Origin of the sequence: Halobacillus litoralis (genome assembly GCF_020524085.2) — a bacterium.
GTDB lineage: Bacteria > Bacillota > Bacilli > Bacillales > Halobacillaceae > Halobacillus > Halobacillus litoralis_E.
On the sequence record NZ_CP129016.1, the window covers coordinates 913,067 to 936,095 of the forward strand.

Consider the following 23,029-nt stretch of genomic DNA (forward strand, 5'->3'; position numbering starts at 1 on the left):
TTGGAAAAATCAAACAAACATAACAAAAACCCCTTCATTTTGGGAACTATGAGGGGCTTCTGGAAGAGCGTAATAATAATGACCTTACGAAAAGTCCAATGATGATACCCGGCAATAAGAATAGAATGGGAAGCCAGACCGGTCCAATTAAAACTCCTCCTACCTTAAAGAGAGGAGAATAGATGAGCCCAACGGTGACGGAATAGGCGCAAAAAGCAAAAGGGACAAAGCTATAGGGCGCGCATTCCCCATCCGCCTCACGGTACGCATCCCAGACGGCGAACATATACACACATGGGTAAAACATGAGCCATTGATAGTCCGTCACTTCAATGGCTTTTTCTATATTTCCGTGAAAGCTATGGACAATCGCCATGTTGAAAGAGCTATTCACGTTGAGAATCACTTCTAAGAGAATGAAGGCGAGTCCTTTGATGAGATGTCCATTCAATAGCTGGCCGAATCCCGGAAAAGCAATGCTCCATAATAAAATTTCCAGTCGTTTTTCTTTCATATCGATTCCTCTTCCGCTAAAAATTATTGGATGAGTTTCTCTCTGTCTGGAGCTTGAGGGGGTTCTTCAAACCATCCATTGTGGATCATGATATCCAGACCGTCTTTGGAATAGATCGCTGTATCTATAATCAACTTTTGATAGGTGAAAATGATATCGTAACGAAGGCTTACAGATGAACTAGTCGCGTAATTCCCTTGTCCAGCTGAAGCAAGCACGCTGATTAAATACATCATGAGTCTGTCGGAAAAGACAGGATCGGTGTTTGTAGTTAAGAAGTTCGCAGATACCATCGGTGTCATAATTCCGGACTGATCCAAAAGTTCTGAGAATAATTTGCGATGTTTAATCGACATCTTCTTCCCTTGTTTCATATACTCTTTGACTGTTTTATTTTTACTTGTCTGAGCAAACCCTTGACATAACACTTCTCCGATCGTGTTATTTTTTATGTTTTCATACAAATGAGTGATTTCCATCGCATTCAAGGATCGTTTACTAAAAGGATGGTAATAACTTTTGGATTCGATGTATTCTGTTTCTTTTTTTATGGCAATTTGAGGAGGTCTTGTATAAATGCCTTTCTCGAGTCCAATGTTCACACACTCGTGGAAAAGTTGGTCTTGCTTTTGAATGCGTCCGCTGAAAAAATTCCTTACATCCTCTCTTGAAGAAGCCCCTAATGAAAAACCATCAGAGGTAAGGCCTGCCTGCCCCATATGCTCTAAAAAGGTCAACATGAATGGATCTGTAAACAGCTTCGGTGCATTCGGGTTCAAGTCATCCATGGTATAGCCATTGGGAACGGGAAGTTCTGCTTCTTCAAAGAAACGACGACAATCGTTCACTCCATGGTCCGCAATTTCCTTTGCCAGAGTAATCAACGATTGAATTTCTTCATCCCTGTGGGTTAATTGAAAATGTTCCAAAACAGGGATGGCCATACTGTTCTGAATATATTGTGTCCATAATAGCCCGATTTCATTGGCTGTCAGAGTTTTTTGGGACATATTGGTTTCCCTCCTGTGATGATGGTGGCGGCGCTAATTTAGTTTCTTTCACTTCTTCCTTGTACAACAGATAACCAGGTAAACACACCAGGTTCACAAGAAAAATATATATCAATAATTTAGCTAACCAGTCGATGACGAACACGGTTGATAAAAAAACGAGAGCAACGATGAATAGTGGGGATACATATGCGTAAATCATGGTTCGTCCTCCTTGTCTTTTTATACTTTCCGTACAGGTATAAATTATTACGAAAAGAGGATGATAGGAGAAAGAAGTCAGACTAGTAATAAAGGAGTTCGTCATGTGGAAATGGAAGCGGAAAGAAAAACAGCAGCCAGAAAAGCAACAACCAACGAAGAAGCAGAGCGGCTCTCTTTCTGAATTTATTCAAGCGATGAAACAATCGGAGGATTTCGTTCATTACAAATTAAGTGGTAGTACGAGATGTACGATTTCGTATTTGAAAACCATGTGTGACTCGAAAATTTTAAATCGCAGTGTTTTATCGACTTTGAATAGTGAATCGTTACACACGCTGCATGACATGAAAGAAAGAATTCCTGTTGAGAATATACGTGTGACATCAAAACTGGATTTAATTGAAGAGAAAGTCATGTTCGGCTACATCATGATTCAGATGAACGAAAAGGAAGAGGAAGTGCTTTTAATTCCGGCCATTTCCTTAGAATCAAGGGATGTCAGTATTCCAGAAGTGGAATTTAGTGTGGTAGGTCCTAAAGAGGCATTCGTGGAAACACTGAACACGAATATCAATCTTATTCGTAAGCGCCTGCCTTTGCCACAGCTGACCGTTAAAGAAACGAACATTGGCAAAGTGACTAAAACTCGTGTCGCCGTCGTTTATATCGATGGAGTGGTAAACCAGGATAATGTAGATACAGTGGAACAGAGACTGAAAGGGATTGAAATTGATCAGTTGGTGGACAGTTCGTTTGTGACACAAATTATTGCTGATAATTCCAATTCGCCTTTTCCGCAGTTGTTGGATACGGAGAGGCCGGACCGTGTCGTGTCTAACCTGGTAGAGGGGAAAATAGCTATTCTCGTAGATGGGTCACCGCATGCGTTGACCTGTCCGACAACAGTCGTTGAATTTTTCGGGGCGTCTGATGATTATTTTCTTCCTTGGCATTTAGCGACGGCTTTTCGTTTGATTCGATTATTTGCTGTCATTTTTTCTGTTTTGAGTACACCTTTATATGTAGCTGTGCTCACCTATCATCATGAAATGATTCCAGCTGCTTTGATGGCGACCATAGTCTCCTCCCGTTCCGATATTCCCTTTCCACCGATACTGGAAGTGATTGTCCTGGAATTGGCGATCGAATTGTTACGTGAGGCCGGAGCCAGACTTCCGACGAAGATCGGCCAAACGATCGGTATCGTAGGAGGTATCGTCATTGGTACCGCTGCAGTAGATGCGGGACTTACGAGTAATGTGCTGTTAATCATCGTCGCTCTTAGTGCCCTTGCTTCCTTTACAACACCTGTTTATCAAATCGGTAATACGATTCGCCTCATTCGTTTTCCTTTTATTATTGGTGCACAGCTCTGGGGGCTTGTGGGGGTTTCGATGTGTATGGTTTTTTTCATTGGTCATCTCATCAAATTACAATCCATTGGACGTCCTTTTTTCGAACCTCTCTATCCACTGAGAATCAAAGATTTGAAGGATGCCTTTATTCGCCTGCCTTTTAATAAGCAGACAGAACGACCTGTTCTAATGAGAACAGAAGATCCACAACGGATGAACCCATCACGTGTGAGTGCAAAGAGGGATATCGATGAATAAATTGAACAATAGCCAGGGGTTAAATATACCTGAGAATTACTTAGTGACACCCGCCTATGTCTTTTTTTTTAATTCATAGCATGCAGGTAGGGGTAGGAATCCTCGGATTTGAAAAATATTTAGTCGAGATAGCCGGATTTGATGCATGGATTTCTGTATTGATTGCGGGCGGTATCCTGCATGTGATTCTATGGATGATTTACCGCCTTCTTCAAAATGGCGAAGGAGACATCGTGGAGATCCATAAAAACATTTTCGGGAAATATCTAGGGGGGTTATTAAGCCTCCTCTTTTGTGCTTATTTTACTTTGCTCGCTTTTACCGTGGTAATCACATTCATAGAGGTCATTAAAGTCTGGGTATTTCCTGGACTGCAAGTCTGGGTTTTTGCTTTTGTCCTCCTGTGGCTTGTGTACTATTTGGTCAGTGGGGGATTTCGTGTTATTACGGGAATGTGCCTGATTAGCGTCATCATAGGACTGCCAATTCTTTTATTGAAGTATTTTCCGGTTGAGGCCGGGCATACGATGAACATCTATCCGGTGGTCAGTCATAGTCTTGCAGAAATATTAGGTGCAACCAAACAAAGTATTCTCAGCTTTATAGGATTAGAATTTTTATTGATCTATTATCCATTTATCAAAGATCCACAAAAATCCAAAAAATGGGCTCATTACGGGGTATTTTACACGACGATGATTTATTTGATCAGTGTCCTTGTCACGTTTGTTTATTATAGTGAAGAACAATTGAAACAAGTCGTCTGGGGGACCATATCGGCATGGAAGATTGTTGAGTTTCCCTTTATTGAACGGTTTGAGTTTGTCGGGATCGCGATGTGGCTTTATGTCGTCCTTCCTAATATTTGTTTAGGTTTATGGGGAGCGACAAGAATCCCCAAACGTGTGTTTAATGTGAAACAGAAATATTTTGTCATCCTTTTTTGTATCGCCATCTATTTCCCTGCTGTTTTAATAGATGGGCGACCGATCATCGATGCTGTAAACAACTTATCAGGACAACTTGGTATGTACGTTTTAATGTATATTCCCGTTTTATTAGTGTTGAAGACAATCTCAGATAAAGTGAGGAAGCGGACATGAAGAAATCCTGGATTTTTCTTATGATGGTGCCTGTCATACTTCTGGCCGGCTGTATGCCAAGTAGAAGTGTAGAGGAGAATGCTATCGTCCAGATTGTCGGATATGATGTAGGAGAAAAAGAACGCATTCAGGGAACAGTTTCCATTCCTCAGTACGGGAAAAGCGAAGACAAACAAGCAGCCTCGGAACTTTATTTAACGGTCGATGCCGATTCAACGAAGGATGTCGAAATACAAATACAAAAACAATCCTCAAAGCCCATTTCAATTGGTAAGCTTGCCGTTACGTTATACAGCAAAGAACTGGCTGAACAGGATTTAGGAGATATTGTTGACGTACTTAGTCGAGATCCTCGGCTTAGTAGAAACATGTTTTTAGGTATAGTCGACGGGTCTTCAAAAGATTTAATAGAAAATGGATACACGCAGGACGAAACCACCTCGAAGCATCTGCAGGGACTTATTGAAAACAACACGCTTCATAATTTCCCATCGACCAGTCTTCACAATTTTTTATACGCCTATTATGCTCAGGGGATGGATCCGTTTCTGCCTATGCTGAAAAAACGCGAATCCTTTGTCGAACTATCCGGGGTCGCGTTTTTTAAAAAAGGATTGCTTGTGGCTGAGGTGCCGGACTCTAAAATCTTTACATTTAAAATGTTAAAAGAGAATTTTATTAAAGGAGCCCAGGATCTCCCGTTTGAAGGTGGAGCTATTATGCTTGAAAACATTGGATCGAACGTCGATTACACTCTGGAAGGACACCCTGATCAACAAAAGTTTATCATCAAAGTCAACTTAAAAGCTGAAGTTAATGAAATGGCGGGCGTCGATCGCAAGGCAAACCCCAAATTAGCAAGAGAAATGGAAGAAAAATTCGTCGAATATTTTGATAAAGAAGCTGACGAACTCATTGCGCTATTCAAGGAAAAAAATATCGATCCGCTCGGTCTTGGGAATTTTACCAAAACGAGAAAAGGTGATTTTGATATTAGTCAATGGGAGGACAATTACTCTGATCTTGAGGTTGATATTCAGTTTAATGTAGAAATTACGGAATACGGGATCTTCTCCTAGAATATTGAGAGCTTCTTAAAAAAGCGAAAGGTCATCCGTTATGAGGGGGACCTTTCGCGCCAAAAGAAAAAGAAGAACTCCACGGAATGGAGAACTATACTCCATTCCGTGGAGTTCTCTATATGGATTAGATTTATTTCAATACTTGAAAGCGTGATCGAATAAGCTCAAAATAGAGGGCCGTGAACGTCTGGGTAGTTAAGAAAACAGCAAAAGAAAAAGGGATTTTATACCCGTTTTGGAATTCAACAATTCCTAACTTTGTAAACACCCACTGCATACTGACTCCAACGATGACCCATAGAAGGATATAGAAAATGAACGTCTTTTTATGAATGTTGAACATGTCATAAAAATAAATGAAAAAATAACTGAATGGAGCGAATATCAAGTAATAGCAGAAGTCAAATAACTCATAATGATTCGTATCATTGAGTGTGAAAAAATCAATGAGCCCTCCCCCAATTGTAAAGTCGAAAAAAACGCCAATGGTAAATCCGAGCAGCATTAACAGCCAAGTGATCTCTCGTTTGAATTTAAAAGGAAGCACAAAAAAGAGAGCATAGGCAATAGTCATGAGAATTAAGATGGAAATTTCATTTTTATCAAAATTTTGCCAAAGGAAGTTCACGAGTGCTTCACCTCAATGTGGGTAAATTTCCTGATTATTTTCCATACTCCAATGCTGAAGAAGTGGAGAAACACATAGTAAACGGTATCAAAGCCCAGGTTCCAGTCTTTGTACGTAGAAATATCAAGAACTCTGGATGAAATGGTAAGCAGAAGTAAACAGATTACAGAAGCAGCGATAACCAACCCTTTTTTTATAGTAGATGAGGAAGCACTGTATAAATTCAGCTGTACCATTAGAAGAGTGGGGATGATAACGCTTCGAAAAAATAAAAAACCAGCATAATTTGCAGGATCCTCCGTTATTTTCACATATTTCAATTCTTCGTTGATGATCCAGGTCCAGTTGATGCTGATGACACTTGTGGTTAAGAATATGAATGTATTTTCTATGAGGGTTAAGCGCTTAGGGATTATGGTGAAGATGCTCACGATCAGCCAAGCGCTTACGAAAAATACTGTGAAAGCCATACAAATCCTCCTTATCATCTCCCCCTATTGTTTGTTTTCTGTACTGAAAATATTCCACTATAAAACCACCTTCCATTGGGCTTGAGTTTGAGATTTGGGTAAAGGAAAGTATGCGGAGGTAAATGACTCGCTTTCCCGACCCTAAAATGAAAATCTTGGGAAAGAGCCTTTAAGAATCAGGCGAGAATCCTGAAAAAACTCAGAGCAAGGCTCTGAGTTCCTGTTTCACGTGAAATATTCAAGACTTGCTTCGGGGAAGTACTGGTCGATGTATCCACCAAGGACACTCTTCATTTCTTCTTGTTCGTCTTTTTGATAAACGTACTTTCCTATTCCATATTTACCCCACTTGTATTTACGTTTTTCTTCATCCATTTCAAGCTTTGTCATCGGATAATTCTTTTGGATGACACGCTTAGCTGGTTTCGTGAAGCGATGCTGAATCAATTCAAAGGTTAAATCCTTCGTCGCATAATCCGGCAATTTGTCTTGAAGTTTTTCGAAAAGAATACGGTACCCTTCTTTCCAATCGTCGTACAAATAAATCGGTGCAATGATAAATCCAAGCGGATATCCAGCTTTCGCTACTTTCGCGGCAGCCTCGATGCGCTCATCTAAACGGGACGTGCCGGGTTCTAAGTATTTGATGACATAATCTGCGTTCATGCTGAAGCGAAATCTAGTCCGTCCGTTGTGTTTTGCATCAAGAAGGTGGTCGACATGCGCGAATTTCGTAACAAAACGAAGTCTGCCGTGTTCCGATTCTCCGAAGTATTCAATGGCCCGCTTTAACGAGTGGGTCAAGTGATCGACCCCAACGATATCCGATGTACAGGATGCTTCAAAGCGGGTCTCCTCAGGGGCACGCTCCTTCATGTATTGCTCAGCTGCATCGAACACTTCATCGACATTGACATACGTACGGATATAAGGTTTGCTTCCCATGGTCGTCTGCAAATAGCAATAGTGGCAATGCCCCATACACCCTGTAGCAAGAGGGATGGCATATTCTGCTGAAGGTTTTGATGTATCGAACTTCAGCGTTTTTCTGACTCCAACGACAAGGGTGGATTTCGCCATCCGGTATTTTTGAAAATCATTTTCCCCTGGCAGGTTACGGACCTGATTGTGAGATGTGGTTTCCCGGATTTCAATTCCCAACCCTTCGAATTTCTCCTTCAATTCACGTCCCAACGGGTATTCAAGTGCTCTAGGCTCAATATAGACAAGTTCTGGCATGAATGGTTTTACCACAGCTCACCCTCCGATTCTACCCCTCCACCAAAGGCATCATAATACGCTCGTTCTGCTTCCCCTTCGGACGCATAAATCGCAATATTTTCATCCAGTGGAAAGTAGGTTTCATACAAAAACAAGGCCAATTCTCCTGGTTGTTCAGGATTGTTTACCACAGCAGCTTCCTGCACATTGGCAACATCATACGTGTGAGGATTCCTATATATCACATAAACGATGTCTCCTGCTTTGTAGTTTTGTTGTAGATCCATCCAATCACCTGCTTCTCATATTTTTTGCTTCCACCTGTCAGTCTTATCTTTTTTCTAATCGTGCTCATTTTTCCACAAATGTCGACTTTTATTACGACTTCGCTTGTAAAAAAGGATTATTCTGCATGGAACTAGAAGTAAAGTCTATATCACAGGAGGAGGGTGGAACATGGAGCTGCATACAGAGCGACTTTGTTTGAGACCGTATACGAAAGACTTAGCGGAACGGGTGGTTGAATTAGCAGGAGATGAAGCAGTGGCAGCGACCACTTTTGTTCCCCATCCTTACACGCTTGAAGTGGCTGAGGATTGGATAGCCCTTCATCAGGACTGGATAGAAAAAGGAACCGCTTATCCTTTGGCGATGATTTTAAAGGAATCCAATGAACTAGTCGGCACAATGACGATAAGGGTGGATGAGAAACACCACAAAGGAGAACTTGCTTACTGGGTGGGGAAACCTTATTGGAACCTGGGGTATGCGACAGAAGCAGCCATCCGGGTCGTGGAATACGGGTTTAAAGAATTGCATTTGAACCGGATATGGTCGGCGGCGATCACTTCCAATCCAGGATCGACGAAAGTTATGCAAAAAGCCGGTCTGACATATGAGGGAACGTTAAAGCAGGACATCTATCATTGGGGAGAATACAAAGATATTGACGTGTATGGAAGAATTAATAGTGATGGATAGGTTTCATGTGAAACAAAGCCCCCCGATGGAATCGGACGGGCTTCTTCAATTTTAGAGAGTTATGTCGCAGCTTGACGAATAGGAATCAATGTTCCTATTAATGCGATTCCAGCACAAACAAGGAACATAGGCATAAAACCGAAGGGAGCTATTCCACTTACGGTTGTAAAGATCACCAAGTCAAAGACAGAATCCAGAATGGAAAGCAAAGAAATGGTCGTTGCTCTTACATGTGAAGGAATAATATCGTTGGCCAGCTGGGAATAAACCGGATAGCGAATGGCACTCACCAGTTTCAAAAGGATGAGAGCTAAAAGAACCGCCCAGAGCTGATTGTTTATTAGAGCAGCCACTAAAAGTGACAGAACGGCAAGGATCCCTGTGATGAACAGGAGATGTACTCGAGTCACCCTTTTTGTCATCCACCCAATGGATCGTGCCGCAACAAAACCGATGAGAGCGGTCACCGCGTAGACTAACCCAATTCCATAAACCGGAAGTCCCGCATCTACTAATAGTTTTTGATCAAATTTCTCAAAGATAGCGACGGCTGGAATGAAAACAAGGGAGATGTTTATGAACATCCATAGTACTTGCGGCGTTTTTCGGATCGCTTGATATCCTTCTATCACTTGTTTCACCATTGGCGTCTTTATCCCACCTTGGTTCAGTGGATTCTTAATGAATAAGAGAAAGACGAATTGAATCAACATGAAGAAAACACCGAGCATGAGTAGAAGTCGGAATTGGTTTTCATGCAAATCTTTAGCTAAGAAAGCCCCGATGATCACCACGAATATGGAGACGATAAAACGTGCCGATCCGATCTCTCCCATTGCCCGGTCCATGAGATTTTGTTCATGACTTTCTTTTAATGATTCATAGATAAGCGCTTCATCCGCCCCACTGAAAAACGTAGCAGCGAATCCTGTCAAAAAGCTGCTTGCGAAGAAAACCAATGGATCGAAGGCGATGATTAATAAAGCGTGGGCAAAGATGCTGAGAACGGAACCGATAAGAAATGCTTGTTTGGCTCCAAACCGGTCGGCGATGATCCCTGTAGGAATCTCCCCAAACAGTACTCCTATACTGAAAAAGGTCATGACAAGAAGGATCATTGTTTCATCAAGGCCCCTGGCAAAATAAAATAGCGTAAGGACAGGCTGGATGAAGCGGAAATTCCCAAAGATTTCTGCCCAAAATAAAAGACGAATGTTATAGGATGCTAGCGTATTCTTTTTCAACATGTTTCCTCCTGCATTGTAAAATCCGATGCAAGCAGGAGATTAAGCGTAGATGAAAATTAAGAAGCTCTCCCCCCTGCTGATTGATTGAAACGCTTTGTGGAATTTTTTTGCATATCGATATCCTCCTAAAAATTTAGTCCAATTTTATATATTAATCATCCTTCCCCTATATTCCTCCTTAAACTTTTCACCCTATAGCTCCCTTTACTTGAAGACTCCGTTTCGAGACTTTTGTTGAGTGGATGGGGCTGAGGGGAATAACTCGCTTTCCGCGGGGCCTCACACGATGTGGGGTCGTTCGATGTTGGCCCAGGACGTGCAGGTCTTAATTGAACTTCCTCTATTCCTTTGAGGCTCCTCGGACTGGATCCTGTGGGGTCTCACCCTGCACTTTTTTCCCGCAGGAGTCTCGCCATTCCCCCACAGGAAAGCGAGTAGCTTCCCAACCACCCCGGAAACATCTCGAAATCGCGTATTCCAAAATAATACCAAGTTGTTTGAAAAGTTTTAGGATTTAGAAAATCTATCGACTTGATTTGTCAGGAAAAGTCATGAAATAGAGTCAGTCAAAAGGCGGAAAACCACGTTTCTTATGAGGGAAATGTGAGTTTTCGACAAAGCTGACAATCAATTCTTCAATCTTGAAGATACTTTTCATAGATTAAATGTGATAAAATGAATAAAGAAATGAAAAACGGCATACGTACGCGCAGCAGCTGAGTAGCCTGCGGCGCTTTTTATGTTTCAAAATATAGGGTAGATACAATAAAAACAGCGTATGCTCGATCGTATAAAGGTGGTGTCTGATCGTGTTACATCCTTTTGGTCGTTTGTTCGGGCTAGGGGACAAACCGGATTCGGATAATGACAACAATGAAGAAGAAGGCTACAACCCCGACGAGGTTGTACAAGTTCCTGTCGAACGCGTACAGCCCAACCGTTACCAACCTCGAGCGATATTCAACAACGAGAAGATTAGCGAACTCGCCCAGACGATACATACGCATGGGATGATTCAGCCGATCGTTCTCCGTCGGTTAAACGAAGAAGAGTATGAATTGATCGCCGGTGAACGTAGGTGGCGTGCCGTCCAGTCTCTGGGCTGGGAAACGGTCCCTGCGATTATCCGCGAGATGAATGATTCACAAACGGCCTCTGTTGCTCTTATTGAAAACTTGCAGCGGGAGGAGCTGACTGTGATTGAAGAAGCAGTCGCCTATGCAAAGCTTTTGGAACTGCACCAGATTACGCAGGAAGCCCTAGCGCAACGGCTGGGAAAAAGTCAATCGACCATTGCGAATAAATTGCGTCTTTTAAAATTACCGGAGTCTGTTCAACAGGCCGTTATGGATAAGAAGATTACGGAACGCCATGCACGCGCCTTAATTGCTTTAAAAGATGAGGAACAGCAGGAAAAGATTTTGACAGAAATCATCGAAAAGCAGTTGAACGTGAAGCAGACCGAAGAGCGGATTGCTAAATTGAATGACCCGGCACCAAAGAAAAAGAAACCGAAGATGAAAGGCGTCAATAAGGACATGCGAATTGCGATGAATACCATTCGCCAATCTTTGACAATGGTGACGGATACAGGGATCGATTTAGAAACGGACGAAGAAGACCACGATGAATATTATCAGATTACAATTAAGATTCCGAAAGGTAAGAAAAAATAGTAGCCTGAACGACCCATCTTGACGTTTGTGGAGATGGGGCTTTTTTTAAGTCATTTTACCTAATGCTTTCAATAAAATGGTAGAATGATAAAAAAGATAGTGAGGCAGGTGACATCATGGGGAAAGTGATTTCAATCGCCAATCAAAAAGGCGGGGTCGGAAAAACGACAACGGCCGTTAATTTAAGTGCATGTCTGGCACACTTGGATAATAAAGTCCTTTTGGTGGATATTGATCCTCAAGGCAATGCGACAAGTGGAATTGGTGTAGAAAAAGGAGATATGGATCGATGTGTCTATGACGTACTTGTGGATGATGTGAAAGCGGATGATGTCAAAACGAGTACGGTTGTAAATAATCTTGATACCATCCCAGCGACGATTCAATTAGCTGGAGCAGAAATAGAATTGGTCCCGATTATTTCCCGGGAAGTAAAGTTAAAGAAAGCACTGGATGAAATTAAAAGCGAGTATGATTATGTTATTATCGACTGCCCCCCTTCTCTTGGTCTTCTAACCCTGAATGCATTAACCGCCTCTGATTCCGTCATCATCCCTGTACAATGTGAGTATTATGCGCTGGAAGGCTTAAGTCAGCTTTTGAATACGGTGCGTCTCGTACAAAAGCATATGAACCATGACTTGATGATTGAAGGTGTACTTATGACGATGCTGGATGCCCGTACGAATCTCGGTATCCAAGTCATTGAGGAAGTGAAAAAATACTTTCGGGATCGTGTTTATCGATCAATTATCCCTCGGAATGTCCGTCTCAGCGAAGCCCCTAGTCACGGCAGACCGGCGATTCTTTATGATGCAAAATCCCGTGGCGCAGAAGTATATTTAGATTTAGCAAAGGAAGTGATTGTGAATGCCGAAAGGGTTAGGTAGCAAAGGCCACGAGGCTTTAGGCGCTTTTTTCAACAACCAGACATCAACAGAAGAAATACAACATATAGCGATCAAAGACTGTCGTCCGAACCCTTACCAACCTCGCAAACAATTTGAACAAGAAGCTTTGGAAGAATTGAGACAATCCATTGCAGAACACGGCATCCTGCAACCTTTAATTGTGAGGAAGAGCATCAAAGGTTATGAAATTGTTGTCGGGGAGCGTCGTTTTCGCGCAGCCCAAAAAGCCGGTCTCACTCATGTGCCTGCTATTGCCAGGGAAATGACAGATGAACAAATGATGGAAATCGCTTTATTAGAGAACTTACAGAGAGAAGATCTTTCCCCTATCGAAGAGGCAAAGTCTTATGAACAACTGATTGAAGATCTCGGTGTCACACAGGGTGAGCTATCCAAACGCTTAGGGAAAAGCCGCTCCCATATCGCGAACCTTATCCGCCTCTTAGCTTTGCCTAAAGCGGTGACAGATAAAATTAATGAAGGTACCCTATCCATGGGGCATGGACGTGCCTTATTAGGTGTGAAGGATCAAGATTTACAATTGGAACTGCTGAAAAAAATTGAAGCAGAATCTCTGAACGTTCGTCAGGTGGAACGGTTGATTCAGGAGATGACGAATCGGCCTTCGAAAAAGAAAGACAAGAAACCTCGGGATATTTTTTTACAGGAACGTGAGTTGAATTTGAAAGAACGCTTGGGGACAGGCGTAAAGATCCATAAAGGAAAACGTAAAGGCAAAATTGAAATCGAGTTTACGAACAATGAAGATTTAGAACGGATTATCGATTTGTTTGCCGGTAAAGAGTGATTGCTGGAGATTTGTGAGATCTCTGGTTCTTTCTTTTTTATGAACCAATTCTTCTTTGTTCCCCTATGTAAACTCAAGAAAAAGAAAAGGTAATGGAGAGAATGCGATGGTTTTATTTGGAGCGTTAGTCAATGGTTTGTGTATATTTGTCGGTACATTGTTAGGGCTTTTTTTCACGAAGATACCGGAGAGGTTTAAAGAAACGGTCATGAGCGGTGTGGGGCTTGTCGTCCTTTTGATTGGCTTACAAATGGCGTTGGAAACGGAAAACATCGTCATTGTCCTGCTCAGCTTGCTTTCGGGTGCCATCATCGGTGAGGCCATCCATTTGGAAGACAAGCTTGAATACATCGGGCGTTGGATTGAAAGGAAATTTACGAAACCTAACCAAACCTCAAGCGTTGCTCAGGGCTTTATTACCGCATCGCTTATTTTTGTCATCGGTGCTCTTGCCGTGATCGGTGCCTTGGACAGTGGGCTACGTAATGATCATGAAGTGTTGATTACAAAAGCGATCATTGATGGTTTTGTTTCTCTGGTGCTGACCTCCACCCTTGGCATTGGAGTGATTTTTTCCATTATTCCTGTCGTTCTCTATGAAGGGTCTATTGCCCTTTTAGCGACACAAATCAATAACTGGGTCCCCCAACATATGCTCGATCTATTTATTATTGAAATGACGGCCACAGGTGGTTTGATGATCGTAGCGATCGGGATGAACTTGTTGAAATTAACCAAAATTCGTGTCGCGAATTTACTCCCGGCTTTACTTACGGTCGGCATCATTTTAACGATCTCACAGTGGTTTTAAGCCGTTACTGAATGCTTTTTTTGAACTTTGTAGAAGAGGTTGTAAAGGTGTGGAAAGGCTTCGTTTCCATATGAAGCTGTTTCCTCTTCGCTTCTGTTAATTGGATAGCTGCTGCTACTTTTGCTGCCATCTGCATGACGACGTGCAGTCTTGTATTCTGTAAGACCACATGCTCCATAAACCCACTGACATTGACCATTCCGCTAATGTGTAGTTGACCTACAGGCGGAAGGTCTTTTTTTAATGCCGACCCCGGGTTTAACGAGCCTTTCCCAAGCACGACAGATCCGACTGAAGATGATTTTCCAAGGCATGCATCAATGGCAAGAATATAAGGGCTGGGATGGCTTTTCCTGATTTCAGCTAATCGTTCTTTCAAATTCAACGCATGCAAAGGTTCTTCAAGTGTTCCATATATATGGAACGTCTCTAGTGCATGGTCGTGGAGCATCGAACCGACCAAAGGACCGAAAGAATCTCCTGTTGATCTGTCGGTGCCGATACAGGCGATCACGATATCTTTGGAAGATGGAAGCCACTCTTGCAAGTAAGTGCTCAACAAATCGCTCATGGCTGGATCGTCGGTGTTCACGCGTTTTTCTTCTTTTGAAAACTTGTCCTTGAAATTCATAGCTTCTCCTCCAGACACATAGTAGTAACAGTATATAAGGTTGTCCGTGGTTCTATACGTGACAAATACATAGATGTGGAGGAACGGTCATGTTAAAAGCAGGGTTCAAGTGGATGTTCTTAATCATAGGGACTATGATTGGTGCCGGATATGCTTCTGGAAGAGAACTTTGGCAGTTTTTTGGACATGACAGCAGCTTGGCGATTCTTTTGTTCTCTCTCATGTTCATCATTTCTTGTAAAGCCATACTGGATATCAGCTACAAAAAACAGACCGGACACTATTTGCCTGTTCTCCGGGCAGTTGTCGGCAAACACTTGACCGGCGTATATGACTGGATGATCATCATTTACCTTTTTACAACGACCGTCATCATGCTCGCAGGAAGCGGTGCCACTTGGCAGGCATTCAACTTTTCCTATCGAATTGGCGTCCTGGCGATAGTCATTCCTCTGATTCTTTTGTTCGTTTGGGACGTGAAAGGGATTGTCATCGTGAACAGCTTTGTTCTTCCGCTGCTCATATCAGGTCTTTTGTTCGTGTTGATTTTATTTATCAGGGATCAGCAGCTGTCCCTTTTTGGACATGTGCATGAAATGAGTAACTGGATGTCCGCCTTTCCATTTACGGCGTTGAACATTCTTCCACTTATTGCTGTTCTAGGTGCCATCGGTAACCAGGTTAGAAACAAAGGGGAGATTTGGATTGCAAGTGTCGGCAGCGGGGTTATTCTTGGGGCAGTTTCTTACCTTTACAACAACAGCCTGATCCAAATATCTGAAGACATCATTTTGTATGAAATCCCCCTTTTCGCGATTTTAAAACATTACCCGTATGAAATGATGATTTTTATGTCGATCATGCTTTGGATCGCGATCTTTACGACGGCTGCTTCTGGGACGCTCGGACTTGTAACGAGATTCAGAGAATACGTGAGACAACCCCTTTGGATTCTGGCGATGGCTGTGATTGCTGTGATGCTTCCTTTTACATCATTCGGATTCTCAACACTCATTGAATATTTGTATCCGTTATACGGCATCCTTAACTTGTATGTTTTAGTTTCTCTTCTTTTATACCCGATTCTTTCCCGATTCAAAATTCGCTAGAAACCTGTTAAAATAGATGTCATATTCATAGACGGAAACAGGAGGGAAAGTGGTGGCCGAGCCTACAAATGTGGTAGAGGATGCGAAAACGGCGGTAGAGGATGCAAAAACGCAATGGGATGAAATTGTGGACTACGTAACGGGACCAGATCTTTGGATTACCGTAGCCCTTGGTGCAATCCGTATTGCTCTCATTATATTGGTCTCCTTTTTAGTCATTCGAATCGGAAGGAGACTCATCACCCAGTTTTTTGCCAACAAAAGACGCGGCCCTTTTCGGATTACTGAACGAAGGGAAGCCACGCTCAATAAATTGGTTTTAAACACAATGTCTTATGTTGTGTACTTTATGGCCTTCATCATGATTCTTGAAACATTCAATTTTGAAGTCGGCGCTTTACTTGCCGGAGCTGGTGTGGCAGGGCTTGCCATCGGTTTTGGAGCGCAGAACCTTGTCCGTGATATCATTTCTGGTTTCTTCATCATTTTTGAAGATCAGTTTTCTGTCGGGGATTATATTCAAACTTCTGGTGTTGAGGGTTTTGTTGAGGAGGTCGGTCTCCGTACGACGAAAGTGAAGGCATGGACAGGTGAGGTTCATATCCTTCCTAATGGGAATGTCACACAGGTGACGAACTTTTCCATTCATAATAGTATTGCAGTTGTTGATGTAAGTATTGCTTATGAGGAAGACATCGAAGCGGCTGAAAAAGTTATTCAGGAATTACTGAAGGAAATGCCAGCACGCTACGAATCGATACTGAATGTCCCTGAACTGCTTGGAGTTCAAACATTAGGGGCATCGGATGTGGTCATGCGTATTATTTGTGAAGTGAATCCGATGGAGCACTGGGCAATGGCCCGGGTTCTTCGGAAAGAAGTGAAGAACAGACTCGACGCGGAAGGAATTGAGATTCCGTTCCCTCGTATGGTCATGTATTCACGTGACGAAGAGCCGAATGAGCCCGTCCATCACGAAGAAAAAGGAGGAGTTTCCTGATGGCTGATAAATCCTATGAGTTGAATGATATTGTTCAGATGAAAAAACCTCACCCCTGCGGAGAAAATCGCTGGAAAATCATCCGTATGGGTGCTGATATCCGAATTAAATGTGAGGGATGCGGCCACAGCGTGCTCGTTCCTCGTAAGAAATTCGAAACGAAGATGAAAAAGGTTCTTGAAACAAGCGAATGATTTCATTCCCCTTCTGTATTCAGAGGGGGTTTTTCTGTGAGGTTATAAGAAGGAATGAACAGTAAACATCGAACTATTGGAACTCTTGGTGGTATCAGGTCTCCATCATCGTTTTTTCATACCTCGTACTAGCATGGATCACCCGCTCATTCAAAAAAGGCGCAAATACAAATAAAAAGAATGTTCTTCCTCTCTTTTTCAATAAATATTGAATTTGTTACTGTAGAAAAAGGAGTTTTTTAGGAGATCCGACCGAAGCTTTCCCGTTTTTGCATAGGTTGTTATTTTCAAGTACAGAATCTATAATTAAGTGGACTAACATGCATGTATGTAAATCCTTAAGGAGTGAAAGTCTCATATGGCACTAACAGCAGGAATCGTAGGTTTACCGAACGTAGGGAAATCTACGTTATTTAACGCAATTACACAAGCAGGCGCCTTGTCTGCCAACTATCCGTTCGCCACAATTGATCCGAACGTAGGGATCGTGGAAGTTCCGGATAGTCGTCTGGAGAAGCTGACCGAGCTTGTGAACCCTAAGAAAACTGTACCGACAGCTTTTGAATTCACAGATATTGCAGGAATCGTCAAAGGCGCGAGTAAAGGGGAAGGACTAGGAAACCAGTTCTTGTCTCATATTCGCCAGGTCGATGCGATTTGTCACGTGGTACGAGCGTTTGAAGACGAAAATATCACTCACGTATCCGGTCAGGTCGATCCGATTACGGATATTGAAACCATCAATCTCGAGCTGATTCTGGCAGACCTTGAAACCGTGTCGAAGCGTATGGATCGTGTTGCTAAAATGGCACGTCAAAAGGATAAAGAAGCAGTGGCTGAGTATGCAGTGCTTGAAAAACTGAAAGATGCATTGGAAGAAGAAACCCCGGCCCGTGCCGTCGAATTCAGCAGCGATCAAGAGAAGATTGTCAAAGGCCTTCATCTATTGACTTCAAAGCCCATCCTCTATGTTGCGAATGTAAGTGAAGATGAAATCGGTGAAGCTGACAACGATCGAGTGAAACAAATTCGCGAATTTGCAGCTCAAGAAAACGCGGAAGTCATCGTGGTTTGTGCAAAAATCGAATCTGAAATTGCTGAGCTTGATAACGAAGAAAAAGAAGAATTCCTTGAAGATCTAGGGATTGAAGAATCCGGTCTCGACCAACTGATTAAAGCCACTTACAACTTGCTTGGGCTGGCTACGTATTTTACTGCTGGTGAGCAGGAAGTCCGTGCGTGGACATTCAAAGAAGGTATGACCGCTCCACAGGCAGCCGGTATCATTCACACTGACTTCGAACGCGGCTTCATCCGTGCAGAGACGGTATCTTATGAGGATCTCGTGGATGCAGGATCCATGGCTGTAGCCCGTGATCGTGGCCGTGTCCGTCTAGAAGGTAAAGAGTATTTGGTGAAAGATGGCGACGTTATCCATTTCCGTTTCAACGTATAAGCGAGGATCCTTCCGTTAAAAAGGTTGTAAATCTTGGACAACTTTGATACAATACTAAATTGTGAGTAATTCAATGAAGATTACTCCTTGCTCCTTTGATAGAAAAGGAGCCGTCAAGTCCATAAGGAGGTGAAAACGGATGAGTAGAAAATACGAAATCATGTATATCATCCGCCCAGACATCGAGGAGGAAGCGAAAACATCTGTCAAAGATCGTTTCAGCAAAATCCTAACAGATAACGGTGCGGAGATCGAAGAAGTTAAAGAAGTTGGCAAGCGTCGTCTTGCTTACGAAATTAACGACTACCGTGATGGGATCTATGTAACAGTTGATTTCACAGGTACACGTGAAGCAATCAACGAATTCGACCGTCAAGCGAAGTTCACGGATGATATTATCCGCCACATCGCTGTACGCGAAGATGACAAATAAGGAGTGGTTCTGATGTTAAATCGTGTCGTATTAGCCGGCAGATTGACGAAGGATCCTGATTTACGCTATACGCCAAACGGAGTAGCTGTTGCCAACTTTACAATTGCTGTTAACCGTCCTTTTTCAAATAACTCAGGAGATCGCGATGCCGATTTCATTAACTGTGTGGTTTGGAGACGTGCGGCTGAGAACTTAGCTAACTTTATGAGTAAAGGAAGCTTAGTTGGAGTTGATGGACGTTTACAGTCCCGCAGCTTCGATAACCAAGAAGGTAAGCGTGTATTTGTAACAGAAGTTGTTGCAGATAGCGTGCAGTTCCTAGAGTCCAAAGGTGCTTCCCAAGGTGGGGGTAACCGTGGAGGTTCAGGATACCAATCAAATCAGAATCAACAACCATCAGGAAACAACTTCGGTTCTAATAACAACAATAACCAACAACGAAATGACGACCCATTCGCAGATAATGGGGAGCCAATCGATATATCAGATGATGATTTACCATTCTAAATAAAAAGGAGTGAATGCTACATGGCACGTCGTGGACGCGGAAAACGTAAAAAGGTGTGTTTCTTCACAGCTAACGGAATCACACACATCGACTTTAAAGATGTGGATTTGCTAAAACGTTTCGTTTCTGACCGTGGGAAGATCCTTCCTCGCCGAGTAACAGGAACGTCTGCAAAATATCAGCGTAAATTGACGAAAGCGATCAAACGCGCTCGTACAATGGCCCTACTTCCTTACACTACGGAGTAAGAGTAGCGTCGCAAACCCCTTGAGGACTCATTAGAGCCCTCAAGGGGTTTTTTTGTCGTTTGTCTTAATTAATAGGATATGGCAGGATTATGGGTGACTCAGTTTCGGGGTGTTTTCGGGATTCGTTGACTTGTTTTGAGTTAGGGTGGTCGGGAAGCTACTCGCTTTCCTGCGGGGATGGCGGCAAGCCATTCCCGCGGGAGTCTCCCAGCTTCCCACCCCCCTAATAGATATAGAGAGAAACGAATCCATTTACCAAGAAGGATTACCTTACACAATTCTTGTAGTATAAGTGAAAAGCGTTATCAAGCTCTCACGCCAGGAATGACCGCTATGTAAATTTCCATTTATCCTTTTAACTTAAACAAACAAGCTGGATATACTCAATGGTTTCGAGACACTTATTAGTAAAGGGGCGGAGGGAAACGGTGAGACCCCGGAAGGAGTAGCCTGAGGAGGCTCACCGCCCGCCCCATGGAAAGCGAACGGTCTGAAACCCACAAAAACATCTCGAAACGGAGTCTTCAAGTAAAGGGAGCTCATACGCAATAATAAAAAACACGGCTGTACTTCCTTGCTGGAAGGAACAGCCGTGTTTTTATTTCAATCCCATTAATTCTCTCAGCTCTTGTTTGTTCGTCAGCAAGTCTTCGAGTGTGTATTTATCTAGCACGGTTAGAAAGGCTCGTAAAGCTTCGTGAAGAACACCTTTCAGTTTACATGCCGGGGTGATGACGCAATAGTTAGTGGCGCAGTCAAAGCATTCAAGCAAATGAAAGTCGTCTTCCATGGCACGGACAACGCTTCCTATGTTGATGTCTGCTGGTTTTTTCGCCAGGCGAATGCCACCCGACCGTCCCCGGTGTGTTTCGATCAGCTCTAGTTTATTCAACTCGTGAATGATCTTCCCTAAATGATTTTCGGAGATGCGAAAAACTGCGGAGATCTCCTTTTTATTTGCAAGCTCGCCATCTCGTTTCGATGCAGTAAAAATCAGGACTCTCAAAGCGTAATCAGTGTATTTCTTGAGACGCATTTAGTTTAACCCTCATTCTTGTTTTTTTATTATCTTATCATAAACCACAGGGACTGTCTTAATGGGAGAAGGTTTTGTTTTCTGTCACAAAAGATGTATTTTAAATATTGCTATTGTATAGAGAGACTCCCTATAATAAAGGTGTATATAAAATACATTAATTAACAAAGGAGTTTTTAAGTATGTCTACGAAGGCGACTGAAATTCTCGATCAACAGACGATAAAAACGATTAAAGCAACCGTTCCTGTCTTAGCAGAACATGGAGAAGCAATTACGACTCACTTTTATAAGCGGATGTTTGAAGATCACCCCGAATTAAAGAATATCTTCAATCAGACACACCAGAGGGCGGGAGATCAGCCAAAAGCACTTGCGAATACAGTCTACGCCGCTGCACAACACATTGATCAACTGGAAGTCATTGTACCGCGTGTCAAGCAAATTGCAGAAAAGCATCGTAGTTTAAATGTGAAACCTGAACATTACCCGATTGTAGGAGAATACTTATTAAAAGCGATCAAAGAGGTCCTTGGGGATGCGGCTACGGATGACATTATCGAAGCTTGGGGAAAAGCATACGGAGTCATTGCGGATGCCTTTATTGGGGTGGAGGAAGCGTTATACCAAGAAGCAGAACAGCAAAAAGGTGGCTGGACCGGGTATCGGTTATTTGATGTCGTCGATAAGGTGAAAGAAAGTGAAGAAATCACTTCTTTCTACCTGGAACCGAAGGACGGAAATGCTTTACCTGTTTACAAAGCTGGGCAGTATTTAACAATCAAGGCAGAAATACCAGGAGAAACCTATACTCACCTTAGACAATACAGCCTTTCTGATGCCCCGGGAAAGTCCTACTACAGAATTAGTGTGAAAAGAGAGCGGGGACTCTTCAACCATCCCGATGGCATGGTTTCTTCCTGGCTGCATGATCAAGTGAATCCCGGTGATTCTATTCCTGTCAGTGCCCCAGCAGGCGATTTTTACCTCGATAATCATACGGAACGTCCACTCGTCCTAATTAGTGGAGGTGTAGGACTCACTCCTCTGATGAGCATGTGGAAATATGCAGAGAAGGCTCAGCCGGATCGCCTGGTTCATTTCATCCACGCGGCTAGAAACGGACGTGTGCATGCGTTCAAAGAGGAGATGGAAGAGGCGGAACTGGGTAAAGCCCATCTCATTTATGAAAAGCCTGATGAAGAAGATAAAGCGAAAGGGCTGCACAAGTCCGAAGGCTATATGACGCTTGATTGGCTGAAGTCTATGGCTCCTAAAGAGGCGGAATTTTATTTTTGCGGCCCAGAAGGGTTCATGAAAGCTGTTAATGGCATGCTGAATCGTTGGGGCATTCCTGAAGATCGTATTCATTATGAATTTTTTGGACCCCAGGGAGAGTTATAAAAAAGAGGCGGAATCAGGTGGTGATTCCGCCTCTTTTTTCGTCTAGATAAATCCCAAGCCTTTGCGCCTTAGTTTTTTATGAACAGGAAGGGGCGACGGGGTGCAGGCGCTGATCAAATTTGTTGATTTGCGCCATGAACCCTTGAATGACTGGGCCACTGAACAGAGTGATCAGTACAGTGCCTATGCCGATTGCCCCGCTGAAAAGGAAGGCGAGAATCACAAGGAGGATGCTGATAAGTGCCCTCGAGATGGAAACGTTCCAGCCGGTGAGTTTGCTGACAACGAGCATCATCCGGTCGAAGGGGTTCGGGGCGAAATCTGCTTGAAGGTTAAGCGCGATTCCGAAACCTGCGATACTCATCCCAGCAACAAGACAGATCATCTGCGTCCAGAATACATCCGGATGGATGGTATCACGGATCGTGAAGACCCAAAAATCGATGCCAACCCCAGTTAAAAGAGACGTTGCCAAAGCAAGGAGCTCTGGTCGTCTTTTTTCCGCAATGGCATTGAAGACGATCATGCTGAAACCGACGACAATCTCCCAACTCCCGATCGTCAACCCGAATGTCCGGTGCAGACCTACGAGAAGGGCATCAAATGGAGATGTACCCAGTGCAGACTGGATCGTCAAGGCGATGCCAAGCGTCATAATGATAATGCCTACCGTATAATACATCGTCCTCATATAAATGCGCTTCACGTCTATCCGCCCCTTTCTTTTTCATA

The 23,029-nt window shown here is 43.0% G+C and carries 27 protein-coding genes; 16 read left to right on the plus strand and 11 right to left on the minus strand.

Going from position 1 to position 23,029, the window contains the following annotated elements; translation table 11 throughout:
* Positions 1-46: 46 nt before the first annotated feature.
* From LC065_RS04855 to LC065_RS04865, 3 genes are read right to left on the minus strand one after another with little or no spacing between them, the layout of a single operon-like run.
* Positions 47-514: a hypothetical protein gene (locus tag LC065_RS04855; protein WP_226593477.1), complete on the minus strand. Its 468-nt coding sequence runs from the start codon at positions 512-514 to the stop codon at positions 47-49.
* 23 nt (positions 515-537) lie between these two features.
* Positions 538-1,524, minus strand: a complete 987-nt coding sequence (locus LC065_RS04860) for a DUF3231 family protein (RefSeq protein WP_226593475.1) — start codon at positions 1,522-1,524, stop codon at positions 538-540.
* Positions 1,496-1,726: a hypothetical protein gene (locus tag LC065_RS04865; protein ID WP_226593473.1), complete on the minus strand. Its 231-nt coding sequence runs from the start codon at positions 1,724-1,726 to the stop codon at positions 1,496-1,498. Before LC065_RS04865 ends, LC065_RS04860 begins: the two co-directional genes overlap by 29 nt.
* 103 nt (positions 1,727-1,829) lie before the next feature.
* Between LC065_RS04865 and LC065_RS04870 the strand changes: the two genes are divergently transcribed.
* The 3 genes from LC065_RS04870 to LC065_RS04880 are packed head-to-tail and all read left to right on the plus strand — an operon-like array spanning position 1,830 to position 5,523.
* Complete coding sequence (locus tag LC065_RS04870; RefSeq protein ID WP_226593471.1) at positions 1,830-3,341, plus strand: spore germination protein; 1,512 nt, start codon at positions 1,830-1,832, stop codon at positions 3,339-3,341.
* A gap of 56 nt (positions 3,342-3,397) precedes the next feature.
* Positions 3,398-4,444, plus strand: a complete 1,047-nt coding sequence (locus LC065_RS04875) for a GerAB/ArcD/ProY family transporter (RefSeq protein ID WP_306163780.1) — start codon at positions 3,398-3,400, stop codon at positions 4,442-4,444.
* Positions 4,441-5,523 (plus strand): Ger(x)C family spore germination protein, encoded by a 1,083-nt coding sequence (locus LC065_RS04880; protein ID WP_226593467.1) that lies wholly within the window; start codon positions 4,441-4,443, stop codon positions 5,521-5,523. The genes LC065_RS04875 and LC065_RS04880 overlap by 4 nt, the downstream gene beginning before the upstream one ends.
* A gap of 133 nt (positions 5,524-5,656) precedes the next feature.
* Here the strand turns inward: LC065_RS04880 and LC065_RS04885 are convergent, their stop codons facing one another.
* The 4 genes from LC065_RS04885 to LC065_RS04900 form a co-directional block, all read right to left on the minus strand.
* Positions 5,657-6,154, minus strand: coding sequence for a hypothetical protein (locus LC065_RS04885; protein WP_226593465.1), 498 nt, complete (start codon positions 6,152-6,154; stop codon positions 5,657-5,659).
* On the minus strand, positions 6,151-6,624 hold the full coding sequence (locus tag LC065_RS04890) for a hypothetical protein (RefSeq protein WP_226593463.1): 474 nt from the start codon (positions 6,622-6,624) through the stop codon (positions 6,151-6,153). The genes LC065_RS04885 and LC065_RS04890 overlap by 4 nt, the downstream gene beginning before the upstream one ends.
* A gap of 225 nt (positions 6,625-6,849) precedes the next feature.
* Positions 6,850-7,878, minus strand: a complete 1,029-nt coding sequence (gene splB / locus LC065_RS04895) for a spore photoproduct lyase (RefSeq protein ID WP_226593462.1) — start codon at positions 7,876-7,878, stop codon at positions 6,850-6,852.
* Complete coding sequence (locus tag LC065_RS04900) at positions 7,872-8,132, minus strand: transcriptional regulator SplA domain-containing protein (RefSeq protein ID WP_146814537.1); 261 nt, start codon at positions 8,130-8,132, stop codon at positions 7,872-7,874. The genes splB and LC065_RS04900 overlap by 7 nt, the downstream gene beginning before the upstream one ends.
* 169 nt (positions 8,133-8,301) lie before the next feature.
* Here LC065_RS04900 and LC065_RS04905 point away from each other — a divergent pair, with 169 nt between their 5' ends.
* The gene (locus LC065_RS04905; protein WP_226593460.1) at positions 8,302-8,826 is read left to right on the plus strand and encodes a GNAT family N-acetyltransferase; all 525 of its coding nucleotides are present in this window, start codon (positions 8,302-8,304) and stop codon (positions 8,824-8,826) included.
* Between the two features lie 59 nt (positions 8,827-8,885).
* On the opposite strand, the gene LC065_RS04910 is transcribed toward LC065_RS04905, so the two are convergent.
* Positions 8,886-10,070 carry an MFS transporter gene (locus tag LC065_RS04910; protein ID WP_226593458.1) on the minus strand — a complete coding sequence of 395 codons (1,185 nt, stop codon included), beginning with the start codon at positions 10,068-10,070 and terminating at the stop codon, positions 8,886-8,888.
* Positions 10,071-10,882: 812 nt separating this feature from the next.
* On the opposite strand from LC065_RS04910, the gene noc reads away from it, so the two are divergent.
* From noc to LC065_RS04930, 4 genes are all read left to right on the plus strand, one after another.
* Positions 10,883-11,749: a nucleoid occlusion protein gene (noc, locus tag LC065_RS04915; RefSeq protein WP_226593456.1), complete on the plus strand. Its 867-nt coding sequence runs from the start codon at positions 10,883-10,885 to the stop codon at positions 11,747-11,749.
* Between the two features lie 116 nt (positions 11,750-11,865).
* On the plus strand, positions 11,866-12,639 hold the full coding sequence (locus LC065_RS04920; protein WP_226593453.1) for a ParA family protein: 774 nt from the start codon (positions 11,866-11,868) through the stop codon (positions 12,637-12,639).
* Positions 12,620-13,468 (plus strand): ParB/RepB/Spo0J family partition protein, encoded by an 849-nt coding sequence (locus LC065_RS04925; RefSeq protein WP_226593452.1) that lies wholly within the window; start codon positions 12,620-12,622, stop codon positions 13,466-13,468. Before LC065_RS04920 ends, LC065_RS04925 begins: the two co-directional genes overlap by 20 nt.
* Before the next feature lie 106 nt (positions 13,469-13,574).
* Entirely contained in the window at positions 13,575-14,279 is a 705-nt protein-coding gene (locus tag LC065_RS04930) for a DUF554 domain-containing protein (protein ID WP_226593450.1), read from the plus strand.
* Positions 14,280-14,283: 4 nt separating this feature from the next.
* Here the strand turns inward: LC065_RS04930 and yyaC are convergent, their stop codons facing one another.
* Positions 14,284-14,910, minus strand: coding sequence for a spore protease YyaC (yyaC, locus tag LC065_RS04935; protein WP_226593448.1), 627 nt, complete (start codon positions 14,908-14,910; stop codon positions 14,284-14,286).
* An 89-nt stretch (positions 14,911-14,999) separates the two neighbouring features.
* On the opposite strand from yyaC, the gene LC065_RS04940 reads away from it, so the two are divergent.
* The 7 genes from LC065_RS04940 to rpsR all read left to right on the plus strand — a co-directional run bounded on the left by LC065_RS04940 (position 15,000) and on the right by rpsR (position 19,858).
* Positions 15,000-16,019, plus strand: coding sequence for a YkvI family membrane protein (locus tag LC065_RS04940; protein WP_226593446.1), 1,020 nt, complete (start codon positions 15,000-15,002; stop codon positions 16,017-16,019).
* A 52-nt stretch (positions 16,020-16,071) separates the two neighbouring features.
* On the plus strand, positions 16,072-17,019 hold the full coding sequence (locus tag LC065_RS04945; RefSeq protein WP_226593444.1) for a mechanosensitive ion channel family protein: 948 nt from the start codon (positions 16,072-16,074) through the stop codon (positions 17,017-17,019).
* A complete protein-coding gene (locus tag LC065_RS04950; protein WP_089650710.1) occupies positions 17,019-17,213 on the plus strand; it encodes a DUF951 domain-containing protein in 195 nt (64 codons plus the stop codon). The genes LC065_RS04945 and LC065_RS04950 overlap by 1 nt, the downstream gene beginning before the upstream one ends.
* A gap of 358 nt (positions 17,214-17,571) precedes the next feature.
* Positions 17,572-18,669 (plus strand): redox-regulated ATPase YchF, encoded by a 1,098-nt coding sequence (ychF, locus tag LC065_RS04955; RefSeq protein WP_226593442.1) that lies wholly within the window; start codon positions 17,572-17,574, stop codon positions 18,667-18,669.
* A 139-nt stretch (positions 18,670-18,808) separates the two neighbouring features.
* Positions 18,809-19,102 carry a 30S ribosomal protein S6 gene (gene rpsF, locus LC065_RS04960; protein WP_226582281.1) on the plus strand — a complete coding sequence of 98 codons (294 nt, stop codon included), beginning with the start codon at positions 18,809-18,811 and terminating at the stop codon, positions 19,100-19,102.
* A gap of 12 nt (positions 19,103-19,114) precedes the next feature.
* A complete protein-coding gene (gene ssb, locus LC065_RS04965; protein WP_226593440.1) occupies positions 19,115-19,609 on the plus strand; it encodes a single-stranded DNA-binding protein in 495 nt (164 codons plus the stop codon).
* Between the two features lie 21 nt (positions 19,610-19,630).
* A complete protein-coding gene (gene rpsR, locus LC065_RS04970) occupies positions 19,631-19,858 on the plus strand; it encodes a 30S ribosomal protein S18 (RefSeq protein WP_115822996.1) in 228 nt (75 codons plus the stop codon).
* Between the two features lie 598 nt (positions 19,859-20,456).
* Here the strand turns inward: rpsR and LC065_RS04975 are convergent.
* Positions 20,457-20,894 (minus strand): Rrf2 family transcriptional regulator, encoded by a 438-nt coding sequence (locus tag LC065_RS04975; protein ID WP_226593437.1) that lies wholly within the window; start codon positions 20,892-20,894, stop codon positions 20,457-20,459.
* A 182-nt stretch (positions 20,895-21,076) separates the two neighbouring features.
* Here LC065_RS04975 and hmpA point away from each other — a divergent pair, with 182 nt between their 5' ends.
* The gene (gene hmpA / locus LC065_RS04980) at positions 21,077-22,297 is read left to right on the plus strand and encodes an NO-inducible flavohemoprotein (protein ID WP_226593435.1); all 1,221 of its coding nucleotides are present in this window, start codon (positions 21,077-21,079) and stop codon (positions 22,295-22,297) included.
* Between the two features lie 76 nt (positions 22,298-22,373).
* Here hmpA and LC065_RS04985 read toward each other — a convergent pair whose 3' ends face one another.
* Positions 22,374-23,003 carry a YczE/YyaS/YitT family protein gene (locus LC065_RS04985; protein ID WP_226593433.1) on the minus strand — a complete coding sequence of 210 codons (630 nt, stop codon included), beginning with the start codon at positions 23,001-23,003 and terminating at the stop codon, positions 22,374-22,376.
* Between the last annotated feature and the right edge of the window lie 26 nt (positions 23,004-23,029).

Excerpts from the sequence above, each read along its gene's own strand:
- LC065_RS04940 (WP_226593446.1), top strand. The coding sequence starts at position 15,000 with ATGTTAAAAGCAGGGTTCAAGTGGATGTTCTTAATCATAGGGACTATG.
- ssb (WP_226593440.1), top strand. The coding sequence starts at position 19,115 with ATGTTAAATCGTGTCGTATTAGCCGGCAGATTGACGAAGGATCCTGAT.
- ychF (WP_226593442.1), top strand. The coding sequence starts at position 17,572 with ATGGCACTAACAGCAGGAATCGTAGGTTTACCGAACGTAGGGAAATCT.
- LC065_RS04865 (WP_226593473.1), bottom strand. The coding sequence starts at position 1,726 with ATGATTTACGCATATGTATCCCCACTATTCATCGTTGCTCTCGTTTTT.
- LC065_RS04860 (WP_226593475.1), bottom strand. The coding sequence starts at position 1,524 with ATGTCCCAAAAAACTCTGACAGCCAATGAAATCGGGCTATTATGGACA.
- LC065_RS04875 (WP_306163780.1), top strand. The coding sequence starts at position 3,398 with ATGTCTTTTTTTTTAATTCATAGCATGCAGGTAGGGGTAGGAATCCTC.
- LC065_RS04890 (WP_226593463.1), bottom strand. The coding sequence starts at position 6,624 with ATGGCTTTCACAGTATTTTTCGTAAGCGCTTGGCTGATCGTGAGCATC.
- LC065_RS04950 (WP_089650710.1), top strand. The coding sequence starts at position 17,019 with ATGGCTGATAAATCCTATGAGTTGAATGATATTGTTCAGATGAAAAAA.
- LC065_RS04930 (WP_226593450.1), top strand. The coding sequence starts at position 13,575 with ATGGTTTTATTTGGAGCGTTAGTCAATGGTTTGTGTATATTTGTCGGT.
- LC065_RS04975 (WP_226593437.1), bottom strand. The coding sequence starts at position 20,894 with ATGCGTCTCAAGAAATACACTGATTACGCTTTGAGAGTCCTGATTTTT.
- yyaC (WP_226593448.1), bottom strand. The coding sequence starts at position 14,910 with ATGAATTTCAAGGACAAGTTTTCAAAAGAAGAAAAACGCGTGAACACC.
- LC065_RS04870 (WP_226593471.1), top strand. The coding sequence starts at position 1,830 with ATGTGGAAATGGAAGCGGAAAGAAAAACAGCAGCCAGAAAAGCAACAA.
- rpsF (WP_226582281.1), top strand. The coding sequence starts at position 18,809 with ATGAGTAGAAAATACGAAATCATGTATATCATCCGCCCAGACATCGAG.
- LC065_RS04925 (WP_226593452.1), top strand. The coding sequence starts at position 12,620 with ATGCCGAAAGGGTTAGGTAGCAAAGGCCACGAGGCTTTAGGCGCTTTT.
- LC065_RS04855 (WP_226593477.1), bottom strand. The coding sequence starts at position 514 with ATGAAAGAAAAACGACTGGAAATTTTATTATGGAGCATTGCTTTTCCG.
- LC065_RS04900 (WP_146814537.1), bottom strand. The coding sequence starts at position 8,132 with ATGGATCTACAACAAAACTACAAAGCAGGAGACATCGTTTATGTGATA.
- rpsR (WP_115822996.1), top strand. The coding sequence starts at position 19,631 with ATGGCACGTCGTGGACGCGGAAAACGTAAAAAGGTGTGTTTCTTCACA.
- LC065_RS04920 (WP_226593453.1), top strand. The coding sequence starts at position 11,866 with ATGGGGAAAGTGATTTCAATCGCCAATCAAAAAGGCGGGGTCGGAAAA.
- LC065_RS04880 (WP_226593467.1), top strand. The coding sequence starts at position 4,441 with ATGAAGAAATCCTGGATTTTTCTTATGATGGTGCCTGTCATACTTCTG.
- hmpA (WP_226593435.1), top strand. The coding sequence starts at position 21,077 with ATGTCTACGAAGGCGACTGAAATTCTCGATCAACAGACGATAAAAACG.
- LC065_RS04905 (WP_226593460.1), top strand. The coding sequence starts at position 8,302 with ATGGAGCTGCATACAGAGCGACTTTGTTTGAGACCGTATACGAAAGAC.